This is a genomic window from Nitrincola sp. A-D6 (assembly GCF_000764495.1).
GTDB lineage: Bacteria > Pseudomonadota > Gammaproteobacteria > Pseudomonadales > Balneatricaceae > Nitrincola.
Genome location: NZ_JRLB01000037.1, coordinates 1 through 11497, shown reverse-complemented (window position 1 = coordinate 11497; position 11497 = coordinate 1). Strand labels below are relative to the sequence as shown.

The window sequence follows — 11497 nt, the reverse complement described above, 5'->3', positions numbered from 1 at the left end:
TGAGTCCTCTTAAGGTTCGCTATTAATGGCCATCAGTGCGGCATATGTGAAACAAATATAATCCCTTCAACTCCCAGTACATCGCCGTTGTCCGAGTAGATACCACTGGCGCGCTCATGCACGCTGCGGGTGCAGCCATCGGCGGTTATCAGCCGGTAATCCAGGCAGGCAGGGCTCCTGGCCTGTAAACTCTGTTGCACCTCGGCCCAGACCCTGTCCCGGTCATCCGGATGAATCAGGCTGTTGAAGGTCACCACCTGGCTGTTAATTAACTGGTCCGGGCGGTAACCGGTCAGGTCGGTACAGCCTTCACTGACATACTCCATGGTCCAGTGGCGGTTGTTGCGACAGCGGTACACCATCGCGGGCAAACTATCGAGTAAATTACACAGGCTGCGATGGCGGGCGGCCAGGGCCTGTTGCTTTTCCACCTGCAGGGTGGCATCGCCCAGGCTGACAATAAAACCCTGGCTATAATGTCTGAGGCGTACTTCCACCCAGCGCCGTTCACCATCAGGCGTCAGAAAACGCAGTTGCATCTGCTCCCAGGCCCCCAGAGGAGCCTTGCCCAAGCGTATCAGCGCCTGTTTCCACAGAGGTTGATCCTCGGGATGCATATAGCTGGCCTGGGCACGATACAGACATGCCTGTACCGGATAGCCGGTCAATTCCTCCCAGCCTTTGTTGAGTTGCTGGATAGCGCCCTGGTGATCCAGACGCGCCAGCGCCAGCGGCAGGCTTTCAAATTCTTGCCCTCGCTCACGACGAAGGCTTGCCAGCAGGCCGTACCACCAGCTACTGAGGGTTTTCTGATGTGCCAACAATGACTTCATTCCTATCTCCTGGATGCCTGCTGCATCCTTTGCAAAAAACCACCCCGGTGAGCCCAGGCCGCCAGCTCCAGCCGCGAGTGCAGCTGCAGTTTTGTCAGCAGGTGCTTCACATGGATCTTGACCGTTCCATCACTGATACCCAGCTCTCTGGCTATCAGCTTGTTACTCAGTCCGTCGGCTATCAACAGCAGGGTTTGCTGCTCCCGCTCTGTCAGTACCACCTGATTCAAATCAGGCGTTTCAACCTCAACAGGCTGGTGCAGGCCTTGCAGCATCAGCGGGTCCAGGGTGATGCTACCCTTGTGACAGCCGCGTAACTGCGCTACCAGCTGTTCCGGCTCGGTATGCTTGAGCACATAACCATTGGCACCGGCCGCCAGCGCCTGACGCAGATCCGCCTGATCATCCGAGGCCGTCAGAATAATCACCAGGCTCTCCGGCAACTGCTGCTTGAAGCGCTGCAAGGCTTCACTGCCTTGAATGCCGGGCAGATGCCAATCCAGCAACACGATATCCGGTGGATCGGCCAGCGCCAGTTGCAAGCCTTCATCAGCGCTTGCCGCTGTACCCAGAATATGAAATTCAGGCACAGCACCGAGCAACTCTGCCAGCCCCTGGCGTAACAGCGCATGGTCATCAATCAGCAGCAACGTCAACTGGCTATTCACTGGTCTCTCCAAAGCAGGCAAACCCGGGTGCCCTTAGGGCGTCGCGGCTCCACTGTCAGGCAGGCCGAGATACTGCGGGCCCGCTCCTGCATCATCTGCAAGCCATAGTGACCGCTTGGCTCCGCTACAGCGGGTAGACCGATACCGTCATCCTCGATACACACCTCTACACCCTGATCCCTGACCTCTTTTAAGCACACCAGCACTTGCCGGGCATGGGAGTGGCGCACCACATTGGCCAAGGCCTCACGCACAATATGCAATACCTGCAGTTCTGTTTCGGCACCCATTCGCTGCTCCGAAATGCGGTTATCCAGTTCAAACACACAACTGCTGCGCCGTGAAAACTCATCCACCGATGCCCGGATCGCCTCATTCAGGCTGCGCCCATCCATGGTCAGACGGGACAGCGAGATGAGTTCACGCACCTGACGGTTGGCGCGTTGCACATTACTTTTCAGATCCTGTAGCATCACGGCGGCTTCACCAGGCCGCTCCGGGTTGTCCAATACTGACGCCATACGGCTAACCCGTATTTGCAGATAACTCAGCTCCTGAGCCACGGAATCATGCAATTCACGCGACAGCATTGCCCGCTCTGCGGCCAGATCCCGTTGTCGACGCTGACGCTCATCCAGCACCAGAGCCAGGGTTTCACTCAAAACCTGTGCGACCTCGGACAGTTGCCGTTTCTGATGCGCGCGAGGTGGACGGGCAAACTCCAACATCAGAATACCCACGCTGCCATGCCCATCATTCACCCCGCACACCACGCGATGCCGACCCACTCGCATACACTGAATACAGGTATTCAGACGCCCCACGGCCGGACAACGATCAGCTCCGGCTACCCAGGGGCAGCTGTCATGCCGGGTACAAAGTCCCTCACGGCCAACCTTGTGCAACCCCTTTGGGGTATGCAGGATCAGCGTCGCACCACTGGAAAGCAGCTGCATTTCTAACCCAGTGAGCCAGTCACGCAGCGCCTCATCGAGGTTTGACTGGCGTAGCAGCACCAGCGGCAGCCCAACCAGCCATTGCTGTTGCACGGGTTCCTCTACAGGGCGGGACCAACCCACCCATCGCCAGAGCTGCAAACCCCCTTTAGCAAGCAAATGAAATGGCATCTGAACCTCATCCTGTTAGTCAATCAATAGACTCAACTCAGCAAGTTCTGTGCCTTTTCCACCCTGTACCCCGCATAAATTCACTAAAAGGTCATACCCACAACAATAAAACCTTTAAGAATATATATTTCCTTTCAGTAAATTTTATTGGCATCGCTTGTGCGGCGTCAACAGGCTGCACCATTTCAATGCATCCCGGTATCTGACTGCCGCTTGATAGTGCCACAGCCCCAATCCATCCGGGTATATCCCAATGGGGTATCCACAACAGGAGAGTTTCAGCCAGGGGTCTCTGCGCTAGCATCGGGTCATTACTGAATTGACCGATGGACACACGAACAAGGGAGAGACACAGATGAAAACACGCGTAGCAATCATTGGTGCAGGGCCTTGTGGGCTGGCACAACTACGTGCTTTCCAGTCAGCCGCCGCCAAGGGTGCCGAGATTCCAGAGCTGGTCTGCTTTGAAAAACAGAGTGACTGGGGCGGCATGTGGAACTATACCTGGCGTACCGGGCTGGATGAACACGGTGAGCCGGTACACGGCAGTATGTACCGCTACCTCTGGTCCAACGGGCCGAAAGAGTGCCTGGAGTTTGCCGACTACACGTTTGATGAGCACTTTGGCCGCCCGATTGGCTCCTACCCACCGCGAGAAGTGCTGTGGGACTATATTAAAGGCCGTGTTGAGAAGGCTGGTGTACGTGACTATATCCGCTTTAACACCGCGGTACGTCAGGTAAGCTTTGATGAAACTACGGGGCAGTTTAGCGTTGCGGTACAAGACCATACGCAAAACCGTGTCTATTCCGAAACCTTTGACTATGTCATCAATGCCTGTGGCCACTTTTCCACCCCGAATGTGCCCTATTTTGAGGGCTTTGAACGCTTCGGAGGCCGAGTACTACATGCGCATGATTTCCGCGATGCACTGGAATTCAAAGATAAGGATATTCTGGTGGTCGGCAGCAGCTACTCCGCTGAAGATATAGGTTCACAGTGCTACAAATACGGTGCCCGCTCCATTATCAGTTGTTATCGCTCCGCCCCCATGGGCTACAAATGGCCGGATAACTGGGAAGAAAAGCCCTTGTTGCAACGTGTTGAAGGCGATACAGCCTGGTTTGCCGATGGCAGCCATACACACATTGACGCCATCATTCTTTGCACCGGCTACAAGCATTTCTTCCCCTTCCTGCCTGAAGAGCTGTGCTTAAAAACCGATAACCGCCTCTGGCCGATGAAACTTTACAAAGGCATTTTCTGGGAAGATAACCCCAAATTTCTCTATCTGGGCATGCAGGATCAGTGGTACTCCTTCAACATGTTTGATGCCCAGGCCTGGTATGCACGTGATGTGATCCTCGGGCGTATCCCACTGCCAGACAAGGCCAGTATGCAGGCTGATAATCAGGCCTGGCGCGATCAGGAGGAAACACTGCAAACCGCTCAGGAGATGTTTGAGTTTCAGGGCAGCTATATCCAGCACCTTATCGATGCCACCGACTACCCCAGCTTCGACATTCAGGCGGTCAACGAAACCTTTCTCGCCTGGAAGCATGACAAGTACGAAGACATCATGGGCTATCGCGACAAATGCTACCGCTCATTAATGACTGGCACCCAGGCCACCCCTCACCACACCCCCTGGCTTGCTGCCTGGATGACTCACTGGAAGCTTATCTTCAGGAAACACCTCAGCTCAAGTCGGCTGTGTGACGCAACAGCATGGCTGCAGGAACAGGATCATGACAATGATGCCGAGCATATCTTCACCCGCTGAGCCAGCGCTGTTTTCACGCAACAGTGCACGTCAGCGCTATTCTGTCGCACCGGGCACTCTACTCAGGCTAGAGCTGGTAGCCGGTGATCAGCTGGAGGTCATCGATACCGAAGGCTGCCAACCCGCTGAGCTCATGGCTCTGGACAGTGAAGGAAAAGTGGCATTGGCGGCACTGGCGTTGGAAAGCGATCCGGAAGGGGGTTTATTGCACAGCAGCTAGACTACCCGATCGATTTCCCCAATGCCGCCCGACTGTGGACGGGCTCCACCCCGGCAGGCCATAGCCGTACCCTGATCTGCCACCAGCCGGTCACGGTGTTACTGGCGGCACCCGGCGGTCACACACCGGTGCATCAGCAACAGCGCGCCAGTGAGCTTTGCGTATGGCATACACCCGTCAACGCAACAGATCCCTCGACCCGCTTGCCGGAGCCCCTGGCTGAGGTGATCGACGAATTCACCCTGCAACCTGGCACCGCCAGAGCCTATTCGGTAAAAGCCGGTGACTATATTCAGGTGATTGATGTCGCCGGGCGTCAATGTTCCGATTTTGTCGCCTTCAGCCAACAGGCGCTGGCTCAGGGGCAGTGTATCGAGCTCGACCCGACGGTAACGCGTACCCTCAACAGCCTGGCCTACCCGGGTCCCGGCCTGTTCAGCAAATTTTATGATCAGCAAATGCAACCCATGCTGGAAGTGGTTCAGGACACCGTCGGGCGACATGACACCTTTGCGCTGGCCTGCACCGCGCGTTACTACGAAAGCCAGGGCTATTTCGGGCATGACAACTGCAGCGACAATATCAGCCGGGAACTGCAACCCTATGGCGTCGCCGCACGCCCCGGCTGGCCTGCGATCAACTTCTTTTTCAACACCAGTATTGATGCCCACCAGCAACTACAGGTTGACGAACCCTGGTCACGCCCTGGTGACTATGTACTGCTGCGCGCCCTGCAGGATCTGGTCTGTGTCAGCACCTCCTGTCCGGATGATATCGATCCGGCCAATGGCTGGCAGCCTACCGACATTCATATCCGCACCTACTCAGCCAAGGAGCATTTTAGTCACGCCATGACCACACGAATCACTGCTGATGCCGACCCGGTGTTCACCCGCCAGAGCGGCTTTTACCCGATGCTCTCCCAGATGACGCAACAGTTTACCGACTATCGCGGCTGGTGGTTGCCGACCCAATTTAATCATGCCGGGCGTACCCAGGAATACCTGGCTTGCCGTGAGAAGGTCGCGGTGATGGACCTGAGCGCACTGCGTAAATTCGAGGTTATCGGCCCGGATGCCGAAGCCCTGCTGGATTACTGCCTGACGCGGGATATCCACAAGCTGGCTGTGGGGCAGGTGGTCTACAGTGCGCTCTGTTATCCACATGGCGGCATGCTGGATGATGGCACGCTGTTGCGCCTGGGCCAGGACAATTTCCGCTGGATAGGCGGTGAAGACTACGCCGGTATCTGGCTGCGTGAACAGGCCGAGCGTCTGGGCATGAAGGTGTGGATTAAATCCGCATCCGATCAGATCCACAATATTGCCGTGCAGGGCCCGCTGAGTCGTGAACTGCTCAAACAACTTATCTGGACACCGGCCACCCAGCCCAGTCTGGAAACCCTGGGCTGGTTCCGCTTTACCCAGGGTCGCCTGGATGATTACAACGGCTGTCCACTGATGGTCTCTCGTACCGGCTATACCGGTGAGCTGGGCTATGAGATCTGGTGCCACCCGAATGATGCGGCACAACTCTGGCAGCGTCTCTGGAAGCTAGGTGAACCCATGGGGCTGACCCCGCTGGGACTGGATGCGCTGGATACCCTGCGTATTGAAGCCGGGTTGATTTTTGCCGGTTACGAATTCTGCGATCAAACCGACCCCTTCACCGCGGGTATCGGCTTCTGCGTGCCACTAAAGAGCAAGCAAGGCGATTTCATTGGCCGCGAGGCGTTGCTTGAACGCCGTGATCATCCACAGCAGAAGCTGGTGGGTTTACAGCTGCAGGGCAATGAACCGGCACATCATGGCGATCCAGTCTATCAGGGCAGGGCACAGGTCGGTGTCATCACCAGTGCCACACACTCACCCTTGCTGGGACGCTGTATCGCGCTGTGCCGGATCGATGTGCGCTATGCCGATCCAGGTCAGGCAGTGCAGATCGGCAAACTGGACGGACTGCAAAAACGCATCGATGCCGAGGTCTGTGCAGCGATTTTTTATGACCCGGACAAGAGCCGTGTACGGGCCTGAGTTAAATCAGGCACTCAATCAGGAGAAGTGATGATGAATGATCCACTAGCCAGCGCACCGCGCTACCTGTCATCCACCGAGATCCCCCAGGCTAAGCACTACCTGTTGGCGCTACAGCCGGGCCATCAGACAGCCAGCACGCCCTTGCTGCAGGGTTTGCCAGCCGGGACACAGGTGTGGCAACCCTCGGTTGATAGCCCGGATTTCAGTGCATTAAACACCTTGTTGCAAGCCTGCCATCCGGGCACGCACCTGTGTATCAGTGGGGATGAAACCTTTATCTGGAACTGTCGCAACCAGGCCCGGGCCGCCGGACTGCTGGATGCCGAGATGTCGCTGATAAAAGCGGACGAAGGGCGCCAGGTCTACTGTGTCCACTGTAGCCAGCTGCAACCGGTATCCCAGGACGATGAGGTGACCTGCCAGCACTGCGGTGTCCACCTCACCATCCGGGAGCATTTTTCAAAACGCCTCGGCGCCTATATGGGCGTGTGCCTGAATGCCGACCAACCCTATGGAGAGCGCTGAGATGAATCCATCCGCTATTCAGGTCACCGTCAGCCGGATTGAGTCGCTGACCCCGGTGATCAAAGAATTTACCCTGACACCCAGCGGCAGCGCACTGCCAGGCTTTTCGCCCGGTAGCCATATTCAGCTCCAGCTGCCAACCCCCAGCCGCACACTGAAAAACGCTTATTCGCTGTTGAGTGACCCCGCCGACCTGTCCTGCTACCGCATTGCCGTGCGCTTGCAGGAAAGCTCCCGCGGCGGTTCCCGTTACCTGCATGAAGCCGTCAGGGAAGGGGATAGCCTGCAGATCGCACTACCGGCCAACCTGTTCGCACCCAGCTCCCAGGCACAGCATCATATTCTTATCGCCGGGGGCATCGGCATCACACCGTTTATGGCCTATCGCACGGAAATGCTTCGCCAGGGCATCTCCCACGAACTCCACTATGCCTATACCGGTGGGCTGACCCACGCCTATGCCGAGTCACTGCAGCAAGCCCCCAACGGGCTGGTTTGCACCTACGACAGTCACCGTGGAGAGCGCCTGAATATTGAGCAGATTCTGAGCGGACAGCCGCTGGGAGCCCAAGTGTATGTCTGCGGACCTGAACGCTTGCTACAGGCGGTACAGCAAACAGCCGCGGCGATGGGATGGCCCGAAGCACGCCTGCACTGGGAAGCCTTTGCCGCACCTGAGCCAGGACAACCCTTTCAGGTTCATCTTGCCAAACAGGATAAAACCCTGGCGGTCGGCGCCGATGAGAGCCTGCTGGAAGCACTGGAAGCCGCTGAGATCGTCCTGCCCAACCTGTGCCGTGGTGGCGTGTGTGGTCAGTGTGCCACCGCTTATCTGTCCGGTCAGGTTGAACACCGTGACAGCTTCCTGCCGCCATCCGATCAATCTCACGCGCTGATGCCTTGTGTATCACGGGGTGCCTGTAACAGCACTCTGGTGCTGGACCTTTAGGAGAAACCTATGCCTACGACACTCAAACCGGTTGAGAGCTACCGCAACGACTTCAGCTTTCGCAACAGCCCTGAAGCGATCAAGCGCTTTCCGTTTCCCTTTCCGGAAGACCAGTACATGTATTCCGTGAATATTGAACCCGCCAACAAAGGGGCACCGGGTTCTGTCTATGAACACTGGTTCGATATCGATGAGCACTACCGCTCGGAAGTGGCTGAGCGCGCCAGGTGTTGTCGCGCGATCCGGATCGCTGTCTGGTAATGCCTCATATGCAACAGGCCGCCTGGGATACGCTGGAGATGCTGATGACACACCTGTCTCAGGATTATCCAGAGTGGTTTTCCCTGCAGCGAGACGGAGACCAATGGCTGTGGATAAACCGGGCACTGGATCTGCAACAGGCCTTTACCTTCGGTGATGCCAGCAGCCTGCCCTATGAACCACTGGAATATATCACCCGTCAGATTCAGGGGGACTTTGCCCTGCTGGATCAACGCGAAAACAACCTGTGGATGGACGCCGGTATGGTCACAGGTCCCGCCGACTGGTCGATAAAGTTTGATGCCGGCATGAGCTTTACCGAATGGCATGCCCCGGTGCCCATGGCGCACCAGATGGGGGTATTTGACCGGGCACTGAAATACCTGATGCACATCCAGGTCGACCGTCCGGTACGACGACTCAACTGGACCATGACCGTTAACCCGCGCCTGGATACCTCATCCGAAACCTTCCACGAATGGGGCCATGAGCGCAGCAGCGTCACAGCTGAAAACCTCGCCCAGTTAGTCCACCTGCGCGTGGAATTACAGTTTCTGGCCCGCTTGCCACGCAGTAATGCGCTGATGTTCAGCATCCGCACCTATCTGATCAGTCTGGAAGAACTGGTGACCCAACCCGAATGGGCCTGTCGCCTGCACCGGGTGCTGCGCGATCTGCCGGATGAACTGGCTGACTACAAGGGTCTCAGTCAATACCGCCCGCTGGTGGTGGAATGGCTGCGCCAGTTTGACCCGGAAGTGGCCACCTGTACCGCCTGACACACCGACTTATCACCCGCATAACCGGCTCCGCACGGAGCCACAGGAGAATAGACTATGGCAAACTCTTGGCGCAGACCGCTCTGGCAGAACGTCACCGGGCCCTGGGTTCAAACCTGGAAGACTGGAATGGTATGGGCACCGCCTGGACCTATGCGACAGACCTGGCCGATGCCCACGAAGCGATCCGCACCCGTGCCGGACTCATGGATGTCTCCGGACTGAAAAAAGTCCACTATGTCGGCCCCCATGCCGAATCCCTGCTCGACTATGCCACCTCCCGCGACATCTCCAAGGTCTATCCGGGCAAATCCGTTTATGCCACCTTCCTCAATGAAGCTGGCAAGTTTGTCGATGATTGCGTCATTTACCGCACCGGACCCAATGCCTTCATGGTGGTACACGGTGCCGGTAACGGCTATGAAATGCTGGTACGCTCCGCCCAAGGTCGCCAGGTCGCCATCCTCTTCGATGACGACCTGCACGACCTGTCACTGCAAGGACCGCTGGCGGTGAATTTTTTGGCAAAACACGTCGAAGGCATCCGCGAACTGGCCTATTTTCATCACCTGCAGACCAAACTCTTCGGCTGCCCGGTAATGATCTCCCGCACCGGCTACACCGGCGAGCGCGGCTACGAAATCTTCTGCAAAGCCGCTGATGCGCCACTCATCTGGGACAGCATCCTGGAGCAGGGCGCCGAGATGGGCATAGTACCCTGCGCCTTCACCACCCTCGACTGGCTCCGAGTGGAAAGCTACCTGTTGTTCTTCCCCTATGACAACTCAGAAAAATACCCCTTCGACAACGAACCCGCTGGCGACACCCTCTGGGAACTGGGCCTCGACTTCACCGTATCGCCCACCAAAGGTGAATTCCGCGGCGGCCTGGAGCATGCCCGCCTGCAAGGCAAACAGCGCTTCAAAATCTTCGGCGTACTGGTAGATGCCACAGAAGCTGCCGGTGAAGGCGACACCCTCTGGGCCGATGGCCGCCAGGTCGGCGTCATCACCTGCGCCATGTTCTCACGCCTCACCGGCAAATCCATGGCCATCGCCCGCCTGGAACCCGGCTACGCCGAACAAGGCACCCCACTGGAGGTGAAAGGCCAGCTCAACACCACCGCCATCGCCAACACCCTGCCATTTGATGACCCGGAAAAAACCAAACGTACCGCCAAGGGCTAACCCTAAACGCACGCCTCCCGGCATTCAGAGATTGAGTGGGGGAGGCGTAAGGCAGACGCCGAAATACCTCACCCACAGCACTTCACACGACTATTACCTTTTTCTCTTGGAGCGCGTTGGGTTGGTAACCTTTTTAGGGTGTATAGCGAATAGACATCGAGGAAATATCTTTTAATATCAATACACTAAAAATAATCATTGACCATGGACACGTTAAAAAGGTATACCTTTTTGTATATATTATGAGGTCGAAGCATCATTAATGGGCTGTTATAGCACTACCTAAAAAGGGAGTACTGAGTTGGATCTAAAAGATTTCGTTAAAATTACAATTGAGCAAATAGTTGAAGGTGCTGCTTTGGCTCAAGAAAGCAATAAAGAGCATGGGGTATCGTAAAACCCACTGGTATGGATTTTCTTAAAGATGGGCAGCGTAGTATCTACCGGCATGCCATACTGGTCGGAAAATGTTTGCCATCGATGGCTGCAAGCTACCCTCCAATGCCGCCAAAGAGTGGAGCGGTGCACGCGCTGAATTAAACCGTAAACAGGCCAAGATTGACCGTGCGGTTTCACGTATGCTGACCGCACATAAGCACGATGACCGTCAGGATCAACCGCCTGAAGTCCTCACCCGAGAACAAGCCCAGGTTGAGAAACTGGAAAAGGTCTCTGCCAAGAGAAAAAAGCACTTAGCGACCGCGCCTGAACGGCTCGGTCAGCGTGGTACTCCGGTAAAAGGAAATATCACTGATCCAGACAGTGCCAAGATGAAGACTTCATGGGGCGTGATACAGGGCTACAACGGCGTTGCTGCTGTTGATCACAAACACCAGATCATTGTCCATGCGCACGCCTATGGCGCCGGTCAGGAACAGAACACATTGGAACCCATGTTAATCGTCAGTTCCGGCAGTTACAACCGGACTCCTCGATTCTGCGCAAAGCCAAGATCACGGCTGATAGTGGCTTCCACAGTGACGCCAATATGAAGCTGATCTATCGCTTGGGTATCGATGGTTACATTGCCGATAACCAGTTCCGCAAACGCGATCCACGCTTTGCTGAATCCGTAACCTTCAATAAAGCCCAGGCACAGCGACGTAAAGAACGTGGTAGCCAGGTAGCA

At 56.2% G+C, this 11497-nt stretch carries 12 protein-coding genes; 9 read left to right on the top strand and 3 right to left on the bottom strand.

Annotation, left to right across the window (positions count from 1 at the left end; all coding sequences use genetic code 11):
* Window positions 1–32: 32 nt before the first annotated feature.
* From LH51_RS07100 to LH51_RS07090, 3 genes are read right to left on the bottom strand one after another with little or no spacing between them, the layout of a single operon-like run.
* Complete coding sequence (locus LH51_RS07100) at window positions 33–833, bottom strand: PAS domain-containing protein (protein WP_052063543.1); 801 nt, start codon at window positions 831–833, stop codon at window positions 33–35.
* Between the two features lie 2 nt (window positions 834–835).
* On the bottom strand, window positions 836–1501 hold the full coding sequence (locus tag LH51_RS07095) for a response regulator (RefSeq protein ID WP_235263589.1): 666 nt from the start codon (window positions 1499–1501) through the stop codon (window positions 836–838).
* Complete coding sequence (locus LH51_RS07090; protein WP_052063542.1) at window positions 1498–2628, bottom strand: histidine kinase; 1131 nt, start codon at window positions 2626–2628, stop codon at window positions 1498–1500. Before LH51_RS07090 ends, LH51_RS07095 begins: the two co-directional genes overlap by 4 nt.
* A 355-nt stretch (window positions 2629–2983) precedes the next feature.
* Between LH51_RS07090 and LH51_RS07085 the strand changes: the two genes are divergently transcribed.
* From LH51_RS07085 to LH51_RS07055, 9 genes are all read left to right on the top strand, one after another.
* On the top strand, window positions 2984–4411 hold the full coding sequence (locus LH51_RS07085; RefSeq protein WP_235263588.1) for a flavin-containing monooxygenase: 1428 nt from the start codon (window positions 2984–2986) through the stop codon (window positions 4409–4411).
* The gene (locus tag LH51_RS21285; protein WP_200881901.1) at window positions 4383–4631 is read left to right on the top strand and encodes a hypothetical protein; all 249 of its coding nucleotides are present in this window, start codon (window positions 4383–4385) and stop codon (window positions 4629–4631) included. Before LH51_RS07085 ends, LH51_RS21285 begins: the two co-directional genes overlap by 29 nt.
* Before the next feature lie 95 nt (window positions 4632–4726).
* Window positions 4727–6664, top strand: a complete 1938-nt coding sequence (locus LH51_RS07080; RefSeq protein WP_200881900.1) for a DUF1989 domain-containing protein — start codon at window positions 4727–4729, stop codon at window positions 6662–6664.
* 30 nt (window positions 6665–6694) lie between these two features.
* Window positions 6695–7192: a dimethylamine monooxygenase subunit DmmA family protein gene (locus tag LH51_RS07075; RefSeq protein WP_052063541.1), complete on the top strand. Its 498-nt coding sequence runs from the start codon at window positions 6695–6697 to the stop codon at window positions 7190–7192.
* 1 nt (window position 7193) lies between these two features.
* Window positions 7194–8141 carry a PDR/VanB family oxidoreductase gene (locus LH51_RS07070; protein WP_036521004.1) on the top strand — a complete coding sequence of 316 codons (948 nt, stop codon included), beginning with the start codon at window positions 7194–7196 and terminating at the stop codon, window positions 8139–8141.
* 9 nt (window positions 8142–8150) lie between these two features.
* The gene (locus tag LH51_RS24150; RefSeq protein WP_327124509.1) at window positions 8151–8402 is read left to right on the top strand and encodes a hypothetical protein; all 252 of its coding nucleotides are present in this window, start codon (window positions 8151–8153) and stop codon (window positions 8400–8402) included.
* Window positions 8369–9181, top strand: a complete 813-nt coding sequence (locus tag LH51_RS07065; RefSeq protein WP_327124507.1) for a heme-dependent oxidative N-demethylase family protein — start codon at window positions 8369–8371, stop codon at window positions 9179–9181. The genes LH51_RS24150 and LH51_RS07065 overlap by 34 nt, the downstream gene beginning before the upstream one ends.
* 68 nt (window positions 9182–9249) lie before the next feature.
* Window positions 9250–10368 carry an aminomethyltransferase family protein gene (locus tag LH51_RS07060; RefSeq protein WP_235263587.1) on the top strand — a complete coding sequence of 373 codons (1119 nt, stop codon included), beginning with the start codon at window positions 9250–9252 and terminating at the stop codon, window positions 10366–10368.
* 467 nt (window positions 10369–10835) lie between these two features.
* Window positions 10836–11360: a hypothetical protein gene (locus LH51_RS07055; RefSeq protein WP_052063540.1), complete on the top strand. Its 525-nt coding sequence runs from the start codon at window positions 10836–10838 to the stop codon at window positions 11358–11360.
* The last annotated feature ends 137 nt before the right edge of the window (window positions 11361–11497 follow it).